Origin of the sequence: Crocinitomix catalasitica ATCC 23190 (genome assembly GCF_000621625.1) — a bacterium.
GTDB classification, from domain to species: Bacteria; Bacteroidota; Bacteroidia; order Flavobacteriales_D; family Crocinitomicaceae; genus Crocinitomix; species Crocinitomix catalasitica.
Window position 1 is genome coordinate 111,573 of record NZ_KK211318.1, and the last position, 16,565, is coordinate 128,137.

Below are 16,565 nucleotides of genomic sequence, written 5' to 3' on the forward strand. Positions count from 1 at the left end.
GTTTTTACGTGTTTCTTATTGGCGTTATTTCTAAAAAAGTAAAATAATGAATGAAGAAGAAAAAATATTATGGAATAAGATATTGAATTTCAATATTGATGATCCAGATTCTTCTTTTACATTCACAGATAGACTTTGTCGAGAGAACGACTGGAGAATGGAATATGCGCTCAGGACTATAATTGAGTATAAGAAATTTATCTTTCTTATATGTATTTCTGATAGTGCTCAAACCCCTTCAGACCAAGTAGACCAAGTTTGGCATCTCCACCTGCTTTATACGCAATCATACTGGAAAGAATTTTGCAAAGAGTTATTAAATACAGAAATACATCATGGCCCAACAAAAGGATGGGAAGAGCGAGGTTTCTTTAAAGATCAATACGCAACAACATTGACATATTACATTCAGAAATTTAAAGAGAAGCCTCCAATTGACATTTGGCCAACCCCTCAAAAAAGGATATCAGAAATTAACTTTTCAAGGGTGAATCGACATAGAAATTGGATCATTCCAAAAATTAAGTTTAACTAATGGAAATACTATCAAAATTAAGCCCTGCAGAAACAATGCTTTTAATTGATTCAACTTGCAGGTATAAGGACATGTTGAAATTCACTTTTATGGATTTGCTACTGAAAAGAGTTATAGAAATAAAGGTGGAGAATAAAAAAGTACTAGCAAGAGACAAGTATGCAAAAAAAGTTCAAGTAATTAAATCATACAATTACGTTGTAAAAGGAAGGAATTTTATAAAATATAAACCGAAAGGACATGAACTAGTATTTCTTTCTCCATATCAAAAAAGTACTTCAATTAAAATATTATTTAAGCATCTTATAAAGGTGGTTTATGAAAATTCAGGTAGTAGTAAGTCTTTCAAAAGTACTGTTTTAAATTCTATAAATTTAAAAGGCCTATTAAAGGTTAATATTTTACAGCAGTTATTTGGAGGCATCTCTATGACTGCAAAAGGGAATCAAACAAAAGTTGAAATTCTAAAATATCTTAAACCTATTGATCAAAACATAAATAACTTATTGAAAGGCGATAAGAAAAAAGCACTAGAACTTTTACTTAGTTTAGGAGGGAATATTTTTCTTCTTAATAACTTGGATTTTGCTCTTTTGAAGAAAATTGATAAACTATTACTGGACGAACAAAAATCGAATTATTCTGAATCATATGATACCACAAATGATTGGTGGTATTACTTTGATTTTTATGATAACAACGAATCATTTGACTTTTATTTTGACGATTTTGATAGTACCATTAATTCTTTTGAATCAGATTATGATGCTGCTGGATGTTCTTCATGTAATACCGGATGCAGTAGTTGCGGTGGATGCGGCGGTTGTGATTAAAGTATAAAACTTTATAACAATAATGTCTTTTACCGATGCCTTAATTCGTTAAACATAAAATATCCCCCGCTCTGGAATAGTTGCATTGAGGCGGCTCAACTGATATAAAAGAAGAACAATTTTGCCTCAAATTCCAGTCACATACCCGCTACCGCACTTCTTGATTCCTGTCGCGACTATCTCGTAGTGTTATACTTGAACCATAATAGCCCATTCTAAATTATTCCTAAATATTAATGCCCAACAACTTACCAAATTTCAACAGTAAAACTTATATTTGAGCATCAACCCGAATACCTAACTTGAACGCTGCTTGCCACTTATTGAATATTTATAAATTAAAATAAGTTGATAGATATTTGATCTTCGGCAGCCGTAAATCATTATGAAGATATTTTTACAAATTACAATGGTGATGTTTTTAATCTCTTGCTCAGTCAATAAAAAGCAAGAGACGGCTGACGTTGGATTATTAGTACAAGAACCAGAGATGATAGAAGAGAAGTTGAATGTTATCGATACTGTATTAGAGTATAATGCGCCCGAATTTGTTGACTCTTCTCGGCACCAATTATTTATCGACACAACGAAAAGCTCAAAATATTACAAAGAAATAATTGATTGGAAACCAAACAAATTTGACAACCAAGCAGTGGAATATTACTTCAAGGAAATTTCTGAAACATTTGATGCAACGACGGTCGATTTAAAGCAATTTCCAAGAGACTGGATATCAATTTATAGTTTAGACAATGAATTTGTAGCCTATAATCCAATTAACGGCATCGACTGGAGATTTTCGTTAACAGATAGTTCCGTTAACCATTATCGAATGGAGGCTGACACCGAAGCTATTTCTAAAGTTATTTCATTAAGTCAAGATGAGTTGATTCTTGAGCTTAGAACAATTAAGCAGAATACTAAGGATCAAATTTCTTTTATAAAAATTAAAAAAACAAAACATTCCTATATCTATGTCTTTCAAAGGTTTGAATATCTTGGTTTTAATGAAAATGATTACAGTAATTTGATAACGCCTTTAGAAAACTTAATTAATTATAACCTTGTCGTAAGTGATGCTCCCAACCTAGTTCATTCAATTGTACAATTTGACAAAGCTGACAAAAGCAAATTAGAATAATAAAAATGAGATTAAAACGCTTTTTACCCAATAAACAGACACTTAATTTATTATCCATAGCAGATTATGGAAATATGGAAACCCAAACCTCAAAATAACAATCATGAAATATTTAGTAAGTGTAATTTTTTTAGCATCTGCTTTGCAAGGTATAGCACAAGAAAAAAAGATTTATTTAAACTTCTTTTCAGGTGTTAGTTCCATTAAAACGCATGTCACTCAAATTGAAGGAACAGGTTTTGAGACTGCAACATTATTTTCAAATGCACCAACAGGAATAAGTTTAAGTGCAGAACTGATTAAAAATACTTTCATTGATATCAGTTTTGGTATGCATTCGCTCCGCAACGACCATCTTAAGGTGCACGGTATCAAAGTTAGCCGTTATACGGTAGAGGCTAGAAATTTTGGTCTAAAATTAAAATATGAAGTTAATTTGCCAAAATCCTTTAAGATTATTCCATTTATAGGCTATTCATATAGTTTTTTAGATCAACCCGTTGGCACTAGTATGCCATTTAAACAGAGGTCGTCATCAAGTTTTAGTAGTACTGTTGATGGTGTGCTTGTATCATCAAGCAGTAGGTCCGTTTATTCCTCTACAGAATTTACAAGAAATACTTTTTCGGGGCTTTCTTTGGGAGGAGAATTGGCCTATGATTTTAAAAATAATTTAGGCCTTTATTTAGCCTATACTTTTTTTTATAGCGAACAGGATTATGCTGTTCAATACGGGGAGTACCGCAGTACTGTTAATCCAACGGAAAAAGCGAATACTTCTTTTGGTAAAAGTATGCATATTTATCAAATTGGAATGCGGTATAATATTTTTAATTACTGAAGACTTCCTTTCGAAAAAAGAAGTTATTTAAGTCAAGCCGCGCCAAGGAAAAATTTTGTTACAAATCGTTTTCTTTTCTAATATTGTACCAATATATCTTGACGTAACCAGTAATCTCGATAATTTCTCCCACTTCATTTTCAAATTGCCTATTAATACTAAGACCAGATTCTGCTCTACCTTTATCGAAATAAAATAATTTGTAGTTGGTGGACCAACGGGTCAAACCTGAGGGAATTAAATCATGATAATAATCTATTTTTAAGCTAGATTTTCTCCATCTACCCTTTTTAAATTCCTCAACTCTTGACTTAATTTTTATTCTTTTATCTGAAGTGTGTACTTTAAAAAGAACGGATAATTTATTTTTACCATTTTCCCAGATCGTAAAGCGACTTTTCCCATTCGAATCTATTATATATTCTGTTGAGTCAACGGCGATAATTTCATTATTTATTTTTACCGAATCTGGATAAAAATAGGTGCTATATCCTTCTTGACCTTTAGATACAAATGCTAGTAATAGAAGTGAAAATAAGGTGATAATGAATTTCATTCCTAAATTATAACTTCAACGTAAAACGCTATTTTCTTTTAAATATTTGCAAATCATAAGTAAACCCTAAAAAATAACTGAGGTCTCGCGCAGTAATCGCTGATTCATGCAATAATTCTCTCGACTTACCAGTTGTCCCTGGATGAAAAACACCTTCTGATTCGATTTCAAAATACCGCTTATTCTTGCCCCAAAACGCTAATTTAACGCCACAAACGAGATTTAGTCCTTTAATTAATTCAGCATTAACAAACAATTCAGGAACCAAAGAAATATTGTCTCCTAATATTCTTAGATCTACACTATAACCATAATTAGTTGTTCGCCAGGACGAATCCCCTCTGATATGCAAAGTACTACTTCCGCGGCTGCTTCTTACAGCATAATTCATATTTGGGGTTGAAATAGTCGAGAAATAAGTGTTTAAATTTAGTCCAACGCCTAATCTTTCTGTGAAGTCGTAAGCCAATTGGAGTCTTAGATTCGATTTACGAATATATAAATTAATAAAATAAGCATCTAGTCCTTCACTTCTCTCAATATCATCATCAATGTAAATATCAATCACGGCGAAATCAACCGAATAATTATCAAATCGAATACCAATGCCTATTCCCCAACTGAGGTTGTTCTCAAATTTCCTCCGGTAAATTAAACCAACTTCACCTGACTTTGTTTTTGTGTAATTCGCTAAAGTTTGTGGACTAGATTTTTGAATAAACTCAGTGTTGGGATCTTGAAACGAGTTGATAAAAGGGGTGCCATAAAATTGTAAAAAACGTTCCTTTTGGGAATAACCGACAGTAATTGTTAAAACTGATAAAAACAATAAGCACAGAGATTTAAACATATTTTTTCAGTTTTGAATTAAGCCGGCAAGATATAAAAATTATATAATTTTTTTAAACTTTAATACACTATAAATTCCCCATATTCAACAGTAAAACTTATATTTTTATAACTATAATACAACATTCGAAAAAATTGTAATAAATCTGTCCTATTAAGAAAATGTCAATCGTAATAGAGGTATAAACAATAAAATATCTCATTATGACAACGAACAACCAATTCAAATTGCTGATCATACCAATTATGGTTTTTGCAAATTTTTCAGCTTTTACACAAGAAAAGAGCATTTCAATTACAACAGAAATTGAAATCAATGCAACAAAATCTGAAGTTTATAACTTGCTCAAAAACCTTGAGCGCTATCCAGAATGGTCACCTTTTTTAGTTACCGACCCAAATCAAAAAAATAGTGTTACTGGGAATAATGGCGAAGTAGGTTCAACATTCCATTGGGAAGGTGTTGATGAAAAAAGTAAAGGCTTTCAAACGCTCTCTTCGTTAAAAAGAAACGACTATATAAAATTCGACTGTACCATGGAAATACCATTTGTAGGGCATCCCGTTTTTGAGTATGATATTATTGAAAAAGATGGATCAATAATTCTTGCACAACATTTCAACTTACATTTCAGTCGTTTTTCATATTTTATGACAAAACTATTTGGCGTGAAAAAGAAAATGGTAGAAACGAATAAATTAGGATTAGAAAGATTAAAAGAATTAATAGAAAAGGAGAATAATTAATCTTCGCCAAACCTTTTAAAGCGTGCAGAAAGTGATTTCTGTACGCTGTTTGTTGTAGTGGTCTTAAAAAGTCCTAAAATATTTTCCCAAAACCAGTTCCATTCCCGCTACCGCAAGTCCCGATTCCGCACGATTCTATCGTGTGGTTTTATAACTGTATCTTAAATACTAACTTTGGTAAAGCCTTTTTTTGCTAATTTTCAGTAGATTACTAATGTTAAACTTTAACGACTTACTGGGGAATTAACACTGAAAAAGATTTAATTGTCGGTGTAAACTATCCTATAATCGAGGACCAAATAAGCAGCAGCAAAAAGATATTATTTTCCATATGGCGTCACCAATTCAGTAATCTTAACTTCGAGAACATAATCTCGGTAGTACCTCACGATGTACTTAGTCCCAAACGTTGGGCAACATTAGGAAAAACCAGCAATTTTTCAGATATTTAGAACTTAAATTTAAGTAATATGGCAACGGTAGATAATATACGGAACGGTTTAATAGACAAAATACTATCGATTAAAAATAAAGATTTTTTAGTCGCTCTTGACAAACTAATTACTTCAAGTTCTTCGGAATCTGACATTATTAATTTGACTAAAGAGCAAAAAAGTATGCTGGAAATGAGCGAACAAGATATTAAAACAGGAAAACTGATTTCTCAAGAAGCTATGGATAAAAGAAATCTGGAATGGCTAAACGCAATGTAATTTGGACTCGAACAGCCGACATCCAATTCGTGGGAATTTTAAAGTATTGGGTAAATAAAAATAAGTCCAATACATACTCAAAAAAACTTGTAAAATTAGTTTCGGACAGAACGAAACAAATAGCCCAACAACCATTAATTTTCAAAGCGACTGATTTTAAAGATACAAGCGTTGCATCTCTTGGGAATTTTAGCATTTACTATAAATTCAATGACGAAGAAATTACAATAACAGCGTTTTGGGATAATAGACAAAATCCTAAAGAGCTTTTAAAAATTTTAGATAACAAAAAATAAGGTTACTATAAAAAAGTAACCATTGTACACTCTCTGCTACCGCGCGCCATGAAATTCGACTAAGTAAATCCTTTCACTTGGTAGTCTAACTTAACCCTAAATATTAATATCTTCAAAGCCTTTTCACTGTTAATGCTCAGTAGATTACTAATATTTAACAAGGAATACTATATTTGAGAAACAAAGTACCCGAGTACCTAACTTGAATGCACTTATTTAATAAAAATAAATTATGAAAAAATTATTGTTCCCACTAATCATTATTGCTCTATCAACAACCTCTTGCATAAAGGATGCAACTTGCACTTGTAAAAATTCATACGGGGACATTCTCTCAACAGATTATTTGAAATCAAGTGGTAGTAAAGTTGAGCAGTTTAAAAGTGATTGTGAGGCGCTTATAATTGAAGATACGGTAAATGACGTTGTCGTTGCATTGACGCCTTGTGAATTGAGTTGATATTTCTTGAACATTAAGGTTTATAAGGATTTATATCGAATACGATAAAAATAATGCAGAATTCAAATTTAATTATTGAAACAGAACGACTATTATTACGGCCATTTAAGTTGGAAGATATTTCACCTGCCTATGCCATGAATTTAGATGCAGAAGTTAGCCAATACAAAGGAGACGGAGGAGTTGTGTCTAAAAGTGAAATTGAAAGAAGGATTGTTGAGAATGTATTCGGTGATTATGAAAAATATGGTTTTGGACGGCTTGCAGTCGAATTAAAAGAAGAAAATAAATTGATAGGATTTACTGGTCTAAAGTATCTTGAAGATAAGGAGAAGTTGATCTAGGTTATCGATTCATGAAAAAATATTGGGGAAAAGGATTTGCTACTGAAGCAGCAAAAGCAAGTGTAAACTTTGGTTTTAATAAGCTTGGTTTGAACAGAATGATTGCGATGGTACTATCAGAGAATGCAGGCTCAATTCGAGTGCTTCAAAAACTAATTTTGAATTTGAAAAGGAGATTATTGAAGATAATCAATTAGTAAAAGTTTATGCATTGAAAAAATAATAGAATGAAATAGAGGAAATTTTCAGCTTATATACCGAAAATAGGGGAGAATTGGATTCTTGAATTTCGTAGCACGTCGGAAAGAGAAAACGAATTGGTAAAAAAGTAAAATTTTCCACACTTCAATGGGATTCTTCATGAATCTAAACCAGGTTTTCAGTTTCCAAAGTAAATGCCTATTTTTATTCAATTATTACAATCAATTTTAAAAAAATAATCATTGAAAAACTGATGTCACTTTTAAGGAGAATCAATCAGTTATAGCAGAAAATGAGCAACTATCTGTCCATATCATCATCCAATAAATCCATTGTGGTTCTCCCATTTGTCAATATGAGTTCCGATCCAGACAATGAGTATTTTAGCGATGGTATCACAGAGGAAATAATCAACGCCCTAACCACAGTGAAAGGTTTGAAAGTCATTGCTCGCACCTCTTCATTTGCGTTTAAGAATAAAAATATAGACGTGCGTACCATTGGTGAGCAGTTAGGTGTAAGTACGGTTTTGGAGGGGAGTGTCCGCAAATCAAAGAACAGGGTTCGCATCACAGCGCAGCTGATCAGCACTGTTGACGGTACTCACTTCTGGTCGAAGAATTTCGACCGGGATTTAGAAGATATTTTCGAAGTACAAGACGAGATAAGTTTGCTAATTGCCGACCAGATTCGGGAAAATTTTGGTCACCTCAATATTCAAGAACATCTAATTGAAGCGCCTACACAAAATATAGCGTCCTACGATCTATACCTTAAAGGTCGTCATCATCAATTAATGTGGGACGGTCCAGGAATCGTCAGTGCAATTGCTCACTATAAAGAAAGCGTAGCGTTAGACCCCTCATTTGCTTTACCATACTTTGGTTTGGCATTTTGTTATGCCATGTACGGATCATGGGGAAATGATAAAAACTTATTACAGTTGTCAGAAGAAAACCTTAGTAAAGGCTTTGAACTAGACAAACAATCCTATGTAGGGTATTTTAGTAAAGGAGAACTGTCCTTTTGGGGGCATTGGGATTTCATTAATGCACATAAGTCTTTTCAAAAAGCAATAGAACTTAATCCAGCTTATACTGAAGCCGAAGAATGTTTATGTGAATTGTATTCCGCAGCAGGTTATTTCGAAAAAGCATTATGGCATGCCGATAATATTTTAAGAATAAATCCACTGTCACCCAATCATTATTTTACCAAAGCTAATATTCATTATTTAAAAGAGGATTATACAAAAGCGCTGGAATGCATAGAGACTTCATTGAGTATTAATCCCGATTTTACTCATCCTATTGCACTAAAGCAACTGTGTTTAATTCTTATCAAAGATTACGATAAATTAAATGAGTTCTTAAACAATACTCCTTTGGCAGAAAAACCAAAAGAATGCAGAGTATTGTACAAGTTGGTAAATCCTGAAGAAAAGGTCGATATTGATATTAGTAATGTGAGTGCAATGATAAAAGAAGATATTGGTTCAGCGCTATTTCCTTGGCAACTGTTTTTATTAGTCCATCTAGGGAAACACGAAATGGCATTAGACTATTTGGAAGAAAATAGCAAGATGCGTACAGGGCAAATCATAAACTTTATGAATATCCCATTCCTTAAACCTTTACACCAATATAAGAGATTCAAAGATTTATTAGATGTTAACTTCCGATTGGAATTTTTACTACCTAATTCCGAAGAACAAATTCAAGTTACCTCTCTTAAAGCCTTAGTTTCAGATTCTGAAATCGACATGGTTTTAAAAAAATTGGAAAAAGGAATGAAGGAAGAAAAGTGGTTTATAAATCCATCTTTATCTTTGCGCGATGTGTCAGAAAATGTAAATATTAGCAGTAATAAATTATCCTGGTTGTTGAATGAACGAATTGGCAAAAACTACAATGAATTCATCAACGGTTATCGTTTAGAAAATTTTAAAAATATAGCATTAAATTCGGCCAATAGTCACCTTACCCTTTTAGCGCTAGCCTTCGACAGTGGATTTAATTCCAAAACAGTATTCAATACCTTCTTTAAAAAAGTCGAAGGGATGACACCAAAAACATGGTTGAGATCAAATCAAGCTTAAACCTCTTTAAAAAGTACTAAATCTCACTTTTAAGTTTGCAATTATAATGTAGAACGATTCATCCTTGAATTCTATTCATCTTTGCGCCGTCAAATCGATTAGGCAGTATCAATAATCATTGAAATCCGCTTAAAAAAATGGATTAAGTAAAGCGGGAAATTCTTTGAGAAATAGAAATTTTTAAAATAATAAATTATGAAGAGGACATTATTAACCTTGACTTTGTGCGGATTAACATTAATCGCCAAATCTCAAAATGCAAGTGTAGAAAAATCAACATTCGGCATTCAATCTGGCGTTTTAGGAGTGTGGGCGTATAACGAAGCTAAACTATCAAATGCCTTTGCTCTAAGAACTGAAATTGGATTTGACTTTGGTATTTGGGAAACTACCTTTTATGATGATTATAATTCTCCATTCTTACTCACACCGGTTATAGTGCTTGAGCCAAGATTCTATTATAACCTTAAAAAACGTTCAGAGAATTCGAAAAGAACCGATGGGAATAGTGGAGACTTCATTGCTATTAAAGCAGGATATCATTCAGATTTGTTTGTTTTATTCAATGGAGACAATGCTCCTATTGTAAGTGACTTTTCAATTATACCTACGTGGGGAATTAGAAGAAATATTGGGGAACATTTTAATTATGAAGCAGGGCTTGGAGTAGGCTTTAGTCACACATTTGCTAAACGCGCTGGTTATGAAAAGGATAAAAGTGAGATGGAATTAAATATGCACTTGCGAATAGGATATAGGTTTTAGTAGATAAAAAACAACACACTACAACTTAAACTAAAGTGCTTTATAGCGATCGAAATTATTAAAAAATAAAAAAATATTATCATGAAAATTTTATTTGCAATTGTTTTATTTTCTTGCACGATTAGTGCAATTGCTCAAACTGACTCAACCAATTTAAAAGATCCAGACGTTACCTATAAGTGGAGGATAAGTATACCCTATTTTGTGCCTGAAGGACTTATCGTGGATAAATGGAACGACCACACAAGTGTACAACACTTGGAGCTTCATGTAAAACGAAACCTGGATAACAAGAACATTATAGGATTAAAATTTGCCCACTTTCGATTGTTTCAGTCAATGGGAATCACTTGGTGGGATGGTCTTTTGGATAAAATAGAATCAGGAACTGAATACTATCCTGGTCATGTGCGAACATTTGGTGTCGGATTAACGTACCAACGTATGATATGGAAAGGGTTATTTGCAACAGCCGAAGTGCTACCACAATTTCAAACCTATTTAGATCTAGACGGCGATAAAATAAAAAATGGTTTTAAACTTTATAACTCGATTCATTTAGGCTACCATCTCTCCTTTTTTAAGAAAAAGCGATTTTTCATAGAGCCACAGATTAATTGTATGCTTTGGACGCGAGACAACAACGCCCCTGCTGGATTTAGACAGTTGAACGATAAATGGAGAAACTATTTTTTGCTTGAGCCACAGATTTATTTAGGCGTTAATTTTTAAAGGTTATCTGACAAGTCAGGAATAGAGATTCTTGGCTTGTCAGATTAAAAGAACGCTCTACTAAATATTATCGCTTCACGTACCCGGAAATGCTTATATTTATTCATTACGTCAAGCACATCAAAATGGACAAACAAATCAAATTTTTCAAACTCAATCAAGAATACTCGCTTCCTGACGTTAAGTTAGGAGATTCAATTGAGGAATTAAAATCATCCGGTATATTGATCGCAGCTCGGTCTGATGATAGCGTCAAGTTTATATATGCTAAAAATGAAAATATATTGATTGGAAATGAGGCTAGTGTAATTAATCAAATTTGGTTTACAAGATTGTCCGGCTGTAATATTTTTGATATAGATCCTTATGCTTTTCCCTATCCAGCAATAGAGCCAATTACTGAATATTTTGCACAAGAACATCAACAAATTAAGGATGTAAATAATTTTGTAGAACTGAAATTATATGGCATAGGGTACTATCTCGCACTAATATTTAGTAATTATATGCCGAATCACATTATCTTATCTAAAAATAACTAACTCCCTGAAACCAATCCCCCATCCAACGTTATACCCAAACCAAACCAAACCAAACCAAACCAAACCACATCAAACCAATGCCAACCAAACCCATCCTCCTCGTAACTCTCTCCATCCTCATCCTGTCCGCATTCTATATTCAACCCGATTTCGTTACCGACCAAAAAAAATACCAACGGGTGCGAACAGCATTCGCTGAAAAAGGGGAGAAGGTATCAGAAAAATTGAACGCTTTCTCGATTCCTACCAACGACTTGAACTTATTACTTGTGGCGTATAAAGCTGAACAGGAATTGGTGATATACGGCAAAGAGCAAGCGGCAACTGCGTATAAAAAGATACAGACTTATAAAGTCTGTGCGTCATCGGGTGAATTAGGACCGAAACGCAAACAAGGCGACTTGCAAGTGCCGGAAGGATTCTACCATATCGATCGTTTTAATCCCGCTAGTTCGTATTATTTATCATTGGGCATCAATTACCCCAACAATGCAGATAGAATTAAAGGAGAGGGCAATAATCTAGGTGGTGACATCTTTATTCATGGGGAATGTGTGACCATTGGTTGTTTGCCCATGACAAATGATAAAATCAAAGAGATCTATCTCTACGCGATAATGGCGAAGAACAATGGGCAAAGCAAGATTCCTGTGTATGTTTTTCCGTTTAAAATGACCGATCAACAAATGGAGGTGGCCACTGTTAAATACAGTACTCGACCGAAACTGATGTCATTCTGGAAGAATCTGCAAATGGGGTATCAACAGTTCCATTCGAATTTGAAGCCGCTTGGTTTTAGTATTGACGCAAAAGGGGATTATCAATTTAATTAAAAAGGGGCATAAAAAAATCCGTTCAATCATGGAAAGAACGGATTTTAAATAATTTTTGATTGGCTTAACCTAATTCAGTCATAATTACTTCAGTAGGTTCTCCTCTTAGAATCAATGCTAAAATACTTTCAACATCAACGTCATCTAAACTTTTATAACCAATTCCAACAGCTACGCGTTCCAATACTTTTTCTTCGTTCTCACCAATTTTACCATCAGCGTGTACCATTTTCACCAACTCAATAATTTGTTCGAATCGTTCGTGACGATCTACTGGTGGTTGAATAGCCAATTTTCTAGGGTTTTCAATAATCTCATTAATTTGATCCTCGTTCAAACCAATTTTATGCCCCATTTTGTGTAAAAGCTTGCATTCTTCGTCAGAAACTACACCATCAGCTTTTGCTATTAATATCATATTTCTGAAATGGCTACGGTCTTTTTTGCGACCACCAGTTTCAAATAATTCTCCAATTGACATATCGTGTTATTTTTTGTGCAAAAATAAAATATACTTCTTTTATTTCCTATTATTAATTTACTTTAATCTACTTTCTTAAATTGTAATAATTCATTGCCTTTTGTGTCCATCATAATCAGACTCAAATCCTTAATTGTATAGTTGGCTACTTTGTTCAATTCTAATAAAAAGGCAGTTTCAATTTCTTGTTCCGGACAGAATTTCTTTGTTGAAATAACTGGTCCAAATTTTAATTCAGTTGGCGTCAATAAATCAATACGACCATTAATTGTATTACAAGTACCATTGCCAAACAATCTCAATTCGTTGGCATTGACTTCAATACTAGGTCTTTGACTTGTAATTTCAATTGTTTTACCACCAATTGCCGTCAATGCCCATATATCATGAATTCTAAAATATTCGACATCCATTTCTTTTGAGATTTCTTTCACCAATACGCGTTTAATCGTCGCACGATCTGCTGCGATTGTTTCAGGATCTAACTTGACCGTGCGCACTACCAATTTATATTTATAACCAGGTTGATAATCAAATCCATCAATTCTACCGGTTGTATTTTTCCAAGCACCTTCTGTGATTGTTTCATTCTCTTGAATCATCAAACAAGGCATTGGTGCAACACCAGCACATTGACTATAATAACTATTCACCCAGATAATAGATTCGTCTTCGTTTAAAACCATGTCTTTTATTTCAGTTTCTACTGCATCTTTGGTCGTACCACAGGCAGCGAACAAAAGTAAGAAGAAGGGGAGTGCTATAATATTCAATTTCATCATCATTCATTTTTTATTATTCAACCCTAAAAAGCGTGCCGAATTGATGCAAAAATAAAAAAGACACCGCTAATTAGGTGTCTTTTTTAATAATTTCGATTAAGTAACCATTTTAGCCCTCCAAACCTGCATCGATTTACGAAGAAGGGGAGCGAAAGTAGGTTAATAAGTTATCGTTGTGCTTTTAATCAATTCGTCTTTTTTATTGAAACGTTCCAATGCGGTTACATTTCCATCTTCGTTATAAGCATATTTAGTGGTATATGTATATCTTTTTTTGTAAGATGATTTATGATAAACAACCTGGTTGTTCTCATATTTATATTCGTTATTACTCAAGACTTTGCCTTTGTGATAACTCTTGCTAAATATTGGTTTTTCTCTATCATTTAAATAGGTAGCATGATAAAGCAATTGGTTTTTACTATCAAATTTTTTATACTCAACCAATGATGAATCTGCACGATTTACTTTTGAAATGAATTTGATTATTTTACCTTTTTCATCGAAAGTTTCCTGCACATAAATTAAATAATCTTTGTCTACTTCTTCCCATTTACAAATTTGATTGGTGTTTTTCTTTTTCTCCAATACCTCTCCTTCGTCTTTGCAGTCGAAGGTCCATTCTTTCAAAATTTTTCCTTTGCCATTTAATAGCGTCGACTTGGATTTTGTGCATTCCGAAAAATATTCATAATCCCATTGGCGGTGTAATTTTTCTCCGCCTTTTTTAAAGGTTTTTGATTGCGCTACACAACCATCTTGATTGTAGGTCCATGTATTTTTTGTTGTGATTTTGTTCTTTTTATTTAAAGTTTCAAAGAAGATCAGATCACCAGCATCATTCCATTGATAATGAATGGTGGTTTGCAATTTACCCTTCTTATAACTTGTATAATTTTTAAGTTGGCCGTTTTCATAATCCGTTTTCACTTCTGAAATCACTTTGTTTTTTTCGTTGAAACCTGAAAAATTGATCATATTGCCGTCAGCGTCAAATATCTTGACATATTTTTTTGCCGTTCCTTTTTTAGGTTTAAAAACTTCGTATGAAATTTTTTCGGAAGGCTTTACTATCTTATGTTTAACGGGCATATAGTCGAATGGAATGGTAGACATATATTGCGCGAAATTGTATTCCGAATTATTTTGTGCGTTGACAATAGAAACGCAGACAAAACTCATGATGAGAAGCGTTGATTTTAACATAGGGGTTATTTTTAATTAGTGGTTGTATGCTATAACTGTTGATCATACAAATAGTTACATATTTATTTGAAAATTAATTAAAAACCCAGCTTCCTTTTGTTCTGAAAGCTAATCCTCGTTTGAAAAGAGCGCCTGTTAATAAGTAATGGAAGTATATGATATGAGCTGCTCGTTTTTATTGAATACTTTTAAACTGATCAAATTGTCGTCGGCATTGTATTGGTATTTGGTGGTTCTTTTGTACTTGTTTCTATAAGACGTCTCATGCGAAATAAGGAGGTCATTTTCGTATTCGTAAATATTCAAATTAAGGATCTTATTATTTTTAAAGGTCAATACCTTCAGCGGTCTTTTTCGACTGTTGAGGTAAGTCGCATGAAAAATCAATTCTTCTTTAAAATTAAACCGTTTATATTCCACCATTGACGAATCACTTTTATTTACCTTGGTGATATTCTTGATCACTTTTCCTTTTTCATCAAACGATTGATTGACATAGATTAAATAAATCTGATCAACTTCCTCCCATTTATTCGTTGAATTCTTTTTTTGCTTCGTTTTCACTGAATCACTGGCGTCTTTCTGTGCATAAGTCCATGTTTTTAGGACTTCACCTTTGCCATTTTTAAGTACTGATTTTGATTTATTACAAGCAGAATGATAAGCGTAAAACCAAGCTAAATCAATTTTTTCTGTTCCTTTTTTATAATCAATGGACGATTCTAGGCAATTGTCCGAATTATAGGTCCAGGTATTCTTATTGACCACCTTATTCTTTCTATTCCGCTCTTCCATCAAGGTCATTTTACGATCGGCATTCCAAGCATAGGTCATCGATTTTTCTAGCCTATTTCGAATATAAGTGCTGTAGTGCTGCATTTTCCCATTGGCATATTCAGCTTTAATTTCTGAAATCAGTCTGTCCTTCGCATCATAACCTTTTAAGCTGGTCATATTTCCGTTGGTATCAAATAATTTTACATAATATTTACTCGTCCCTTTTTGAATATTCTCAATTTTATAAGTGATTTGGGGCACAACTTTTTTAACTTGATGCCGCACCGGTAAATGGCTAAAAGTTGAATAACCTGTGAAATAGGCCTTATTGTATTGGGGTAAGTTTTGACTAATGCCCGCACCGCTAACTAATAGAAGAATGATGCTGAGTATTAATTTTTTCATAGCGGGTAATTTTTTCCGTTATCGATTGTATAGGAGGCTAAATATAGAAAGTTACAAAGTTTTTGTGGCTACATTTAAACATTCCTTACTTCTGATTTTGTCAAATGTTCAACTCAAATTAAATTAGCAGGCAGTTGATGGTTGGAACATTGTACTTATACTAGAAGCATCAGAGAAATTCAAAACACGTTTGGCAATCGTACAACTTTTATTTCTTCTTACTTTTTTTACAGCAAAAAAAGTAAGCAAAAAAGGCTGCCTGGCTGGGCCTACATCCAATAGCCCGCTTTTACTCACCAACACCACTCTTGTAATTGGAAAAGGTCGGCGATCTCCAATCAAAGATTGGAGCTTCCTCACTTTTTAGCCAATTTCAATTCATTTCTTATGGTTCTTAAAAGAATGGCATCGACGCTCTTAGTTATTAG

The 16,565-nt window shown here is 33.3% G+C and carries 22 protein-coding genes; 15 read left to right on the forward strand and 7 right to left on the reverse strand.

Annotated features, from left to right (window positions below; genetic code table 11):
- The first annotated feature begins 46 nt into the window (after positions 1 to 46).
- The 4 genes from T367_RS0118965 to T367_RS0118980 all read left to right on the forward strand — a co-directional run bounded on the left by T367_RS0118965 (position 47) and on the right by T367_RS0118980 (position 3,350).
- Positions 47 to 535, forward strand: coding sequence for a glycine-rich domain-containing protein (locus T367_RS0118965; protein WP_027421243.1), 489 nt, complete (start codon positions 47 to 49; stop codon positions 533 to 535).
- Positions 535 to 1,368: a hypothetical protein gene (locus T367_RS0118970; protein WP_027421244.1), complete on the forward strand. Its 834-nt coding sequence runs from the start codon at positions 535 to 537 to the stop codon at positions 1,366 to 1,368. Before T367_RS0118965 ends, T367_RS0118970 begins: the two co-directional genes overlap by 1 nt.
- A 385-nt stretch (positions 1,369 to 1,753) precedes the next feature.
- Complete coding sequence (locus T367_RS0118975; RefSeq protein WP_027421245.1) at positions 1,754 to 2,509, forward strand: hypothetical protein; 756 nt, start codon at positions 1,754 to 1,756, stop codon at positions 2,507 to 2,509.
- 103 nt (positions 2,510 to 2,612) lie between these two features.
- Positions 2,613 to 3,350, forward strand: coding sequence for a hypothetical protein (locus T367_RS0118980; protein WP_027421246.1), 738 nt, complete (start codon positions 2,613 to 2,615; stop codon positions 3,348 to 3,350).
- A 58-nt stretch (positions 3,351 to 3,408) separates the two neighbouring features.
- On the opposite strand, the gene T367_RS0118985 is transcribed toward T367_RS0118980, so the two are convergent.
- Positions 3,409 to 3,906 (reverse strand): hypothetical protein, encoded by a 498-nt coding sequence (locus T367_RS0118985; protein WP_027421247.1) that lies wholly within the window; start codon positions 3,904 to 3,906, stop codon positions 3,409 to 3,411.
- 28 nt (positions 3,907 to 3,934) lie between these two features.
- The gene (locus T367_RS0118990) at positions 3,935 to 4,756 is read right to left on the reverse strand and encodes a hypothetical protein (protein WP_027421248.1); all 822 of its coding nucleotides are present in this window, start codon (positions 4,754 to 4,756) and stop codon (positions 3,935 to 3,937) included.
- A gap of 203 nt (positions 4,757 to 4,959) precedes the next feature.
- Here T367_RS0118990 and T367_RS23180 point away from each other — a divergent pair, with 203 nt between their 5' ends.
- The 10 genes from T367_RS23180 to T367_RS0119035 all read left to right on the forward strand — a co-directional run bounded on the left by T367_RS23180 (position 4,960) and on the right by T367_RS0119035 (position 11,653).
- Complete coding sequence (locus tag T367_RS23180; RefSeq protein ID WP_157454317.1) at positions 4,960 to 5,502, forward strand: SRPBCC family protein; 543 nt, start codon at positions 4,960 to 4,962, stop codon at positions 5,500 to 5,502.
- Between the two features lie 470 nt (positions 5,503 to 5,972).
- Positions 5,973 to 6,215, forward strand: a complete 243-nt coding sequence (locus tag T367_RS0119000; protein WP_027421249.1) for a hypothetical protein — start codon at positions 5,973 to 5,975, stop codon at positions 6,213 to 6,215.
- Between the two features lie 29 nt (positions 6,216 to 6,244).
- Complete coding sequence (locus T367_RS0119005) at positions 6,245 to 6,511, forward strand: type II toxin-antitoxin system RelE/ParE family toxin (protein ID WP_245593079.1); 267 nt, start codon at positions 6,245 to 6,247, stop codon at positions 6,509 to 6,511.
- Between the two features lie 232 nt (positions 6,512 to 6,743).
- Positions 6,744 to 6,971 carry a hypothetical protein gene (locus T367_RS0119010; RefSeq protein ID WP_027421251.1) on the forward strand — a complete coding sequence of 76 codons (228 nt, stop codon included), beginning with the start codon at positions 6,744 to 6,746 and terminating at the stop codon, positions 6,969 to 6,971.
- Between the two features lie 53 nt (positions 6,972 to 7,024).
- A complete protein-coding gene (locus T367_RS25525; RefSeq protein WP_051568675.1) occupies positions 7,025 to 7,315 on the forward strand; it encodes a GNAT family N-acetyltransferase in 291 nt (96 codons plus the stop codon).
- 11 nt (positions 7,316 to 7,326) lie between these two features.
- Positions 7,327 to 7,512: a GNAT family N-acetyltransferase gene (locus tag T367_RS25530; RefSeq protein ID WP_051568676.1), complete on the forward strand. Its 186-nt coding sequence runs from the start codon at positions 7,327 to 7,329 to the stop codon at positions 7,510 to 7,512.
- 296 nt (positions 7,513 to 7,808) lie between these two features.
- Positions 7,809 to 9,614: a helix-turn-helix domain-containing protein gene (locus tag T367_RS0119020; RefSeq protein ID WP_211252735.1), complete on the forward strand. Its 1,806-nt coding sequence runs from the start codon at positions 7,809 to 7,811 to the stop codon at positions 9,612 to 9,614.
- A gap of 195 nt (positions 9,615 to 9,809) precedes the next feature.
- Positions 9,810 to 10,379, forward strand: a complete 570-nt coding sequence (locus tag T367_RS0119025; RefSeq protein ID WP_027421253.1) for a hypothetical protein — start codon at positions 9,810 to 9,812, stop codon at positions 10,377 to 10,379.
- An 81-nt stretch (positions 10,380 to 10,460) separates the two neighbouring features.
- A complete protein-coding gene (locus T367_RS0119030; RefSeq protein ID WP_027421254.1) occupies positions 10,461 to 11,111 on the forward strand; it encodes a hypothetical protein in 651 nt (216 codons plus the stop codon).
- A 125-nt stretch (positions 11,112 to 11,236) separates the two neighbouring features.
- On the forward strand, positions 11,237 to 11,653 hold the full coding sequence (locus T367_RS0119035; RefSeq protein WP_027421255.1) for a hypothetical protein: 417 nt from the start codon (positions 11,237 to 11,239) through the stop codon (positions 11,651 to 11,653).
- On the opposite strand, the gene T367_RS25105 is transcribed toward T367_RS0119035, so the two are convergent.
- Positions 11,650 to 11,796, reverse strand: a complete 147-nt coding sequence (locus tag T367_RS25105; protein ID WP_169736087.1) for a hypothetical protein — start codon at positions 11,794 to 11,796, stop codon at positions 11,650 to 11,652. The genes T367_RS0119035 and T367_RS25105 overlap by 4 nt on opposite strands.
- Before the next feature lie 36 nt (positions 11,797 to 11,832).
- Here T367_RS25105 and T367_RS0119040 point away from each other — a divergent pair, with 36 nt between their 5' ends.
- On the forward strand, positions 11,833 to 12,486 hold the full coding sequence (locus tag T367_RS0119040; protein WP_245593080.1) for a L,D-transpeptidase family protein: 654 nt from the start codon (positions 11,833 to 11,835) through the stop codon (positions 12,484 to 12,486).
- Positions 12,487 to 12,550: 64 nt separating this feature from the next.
- On the opposite strand, the gene T367_RS0119045 is transcribed toward T367_RS0119040, so the two are convergent.
- The 4 genes from T367_RS0119045 to T367_RS0119060 all read right to left on the reverse strand — a co-directional run bounded on the left by T367_RS0119045 (position 12,551) and on the right by T367_RS0119060 (position 16,137).
- Positions 12,551 to 12,967 (reverse strand): hypothetical protein, encoded by a 417-nt coding sequence (locus tag T367_RS0119045; protein WP_027421257.1) that lies wholly within the window; start codon positions 12,965 to 12,967, stop codon positions 12,551 to 12,553.
- 62 nt (positions 12,968 to 13,029) lie between these two features.
- On the reverse strand, positions 13,030 to 13,746 hold the full coding sequence (locus T367_RS24345) for an META domain-containing protein (RefSeq protein WP_169736089.1): 717 nt from the start codon (positions 13,744 to 13,746) through the stop codon (positions 13,030 to 13,032).
- A 162-nt stretch (positions 13,747 to 13,908) separates the two neighbouring features.
- Positions 13,909 to 14,955, reverse strand: a complete 1,047-nt coding sequence (locus tag T367_RS0119055) for a hypothetical protein (RefSeq protein ID WP_157454318.1) — start codon at positions 14,953 to 14,955, stop codon at positions 13,909 to 13,911.
- Positions 14,956 to 15,090: 135 nt separating this feature from the next.
- Positions 15,091 to 16,137 (reverse strand): hypothetical protein, encoded by a 1,047-nt coding sequence (locus tag T367_RS0119060; RefSeq protein WP_027421259.1) that lies wholly within the window; start codon positions 16,135 to 16,137, stop codon positions 15,091 to 15,093.
- Between the last annotated feature and the right edge of the window lie 428 nt (positions 16,138 to 16,565).

Coding starts and splice junctions, on each gene's coding strand:
- T367_RS0118985 (WP_027421247.1), bottom strand. CDS start 3,906: ATGAAATTCATTATCACCTTATTTTCACTTCTATTACTAGCATTTGTA.
- T367_RS0119025 (WP_027421253.1), top strand. CDS start 9,810: ATGAAGAGGACATTATTAACCTTGACTTTGTGCGGATTAACATTAATC.
- T367_RS0119010 (WP_027421251.1), top strand. CDS start 6,744: ATGAAAAAATTATTGTTCCCACTAATCATTATTGCTCTATCAACAACC.
- T367_RS24345 (WP_169736089.1), bottom strand. CDS start 13,746: ATGAAATTGAATATTATAGCACTCCCCTTCTTCTTACTTTTGTTCGCT.
- T367_RS0118975 (WP_027421245.1), top strand. CDS start 1,754: ATGAAGATATTTTTACAAATTACAATGGTGATGTTTTTAATCTCTTGC.
- T367_RS0119030 (WP_027421254.1), top strand. CDS start 10,461: ATGAAAATTTTATTTGCAATTGTTTTATTTTCTTGCACGATTAGTGCA.
- T367_RS0119035 (WP_027421255.1), top strand. CDS start 11,237: ATGGACAAACAAATCAAATTTTTCAAACTCAATCAAGAATACTCGCTT.
- T367_RS0118980 (WP_027421246.1), top strand. CDS start 2,613: ATGAAATATTTAGTAAGTGTAATTTTTTTAGCATCTGCTTTGCAAGGT.
- T367_RS25530 (WP_051568676.1), top strand. CDS start 7,327: ATGAAAAAATATTGGGGAAAAGGATTTGCTACTGAAGCAGCAAAAGCA.
- T367_RS0119060 (WP_027421259.1), bottom strand. CDS start 16,137: ATGAAAAAATTAATACTCAGCATCATTCTTCTATTAGTTAGCGGTGCG.
- T367_RS0118990 (WP_027421248.1), bottom strand. CDS start 4,756: ATGTTTAAATCTCTGTGCTTATTGTTTTTATCAGTTTTAACAATTACT.
- T367_RS23180 (WP_157454317.1), top strand. CDS start 4,960: ATGACAACGAACAACCAATTCAAATTGCTGATCATACCAATTATGGTT.
- T367_RS0119020 (WP_211252735.1), top strand. CDS start 7,809: ATGAGCAACTATCTGTCCATATCATCATCCAATAAATCCATTGTGGTT.
- T367_RS0119055 (WP_157454318.1), bottom strand. CDS start 14,955: ATGTTAAAATCAACGCTTCTCATCATGAGTTTTGTCTGCGTTTCTATT.
- T367_RS0119045 (WP_027421257.1), bottom strand. CDS start 12,967: ATGTCAATTGGAGAATTATTTGAAACTGGTGGTCGCAAAAAAGACCGT.
- T367_RS25525 (WP_051568675.1), top strand. CDS start 7,025: ATGCAGAATTCAAATTTAATTATTGAAACAGAACGACTATTATTACGG.
- T367_RS0118970 (WP_027421244.1), top strand. CDS start 535: ATGGAAATACTATCAAAATTAAGCCCTGCAGAAACAATGCTTTTAATT.
- T367_RS0119000 (WP_027421249.1), top strand. CDS start 5,973: ATGGCAACGGTAGATAATATACGGAACGGTTTAATAGACAAAATACTA.
- T367_RS0118965 (WP_027421243.1), top strand. CDS start 47: ATGAATGAAGAAGAAAAAATATTATGGAATAAGATATTGAATTTCAAT.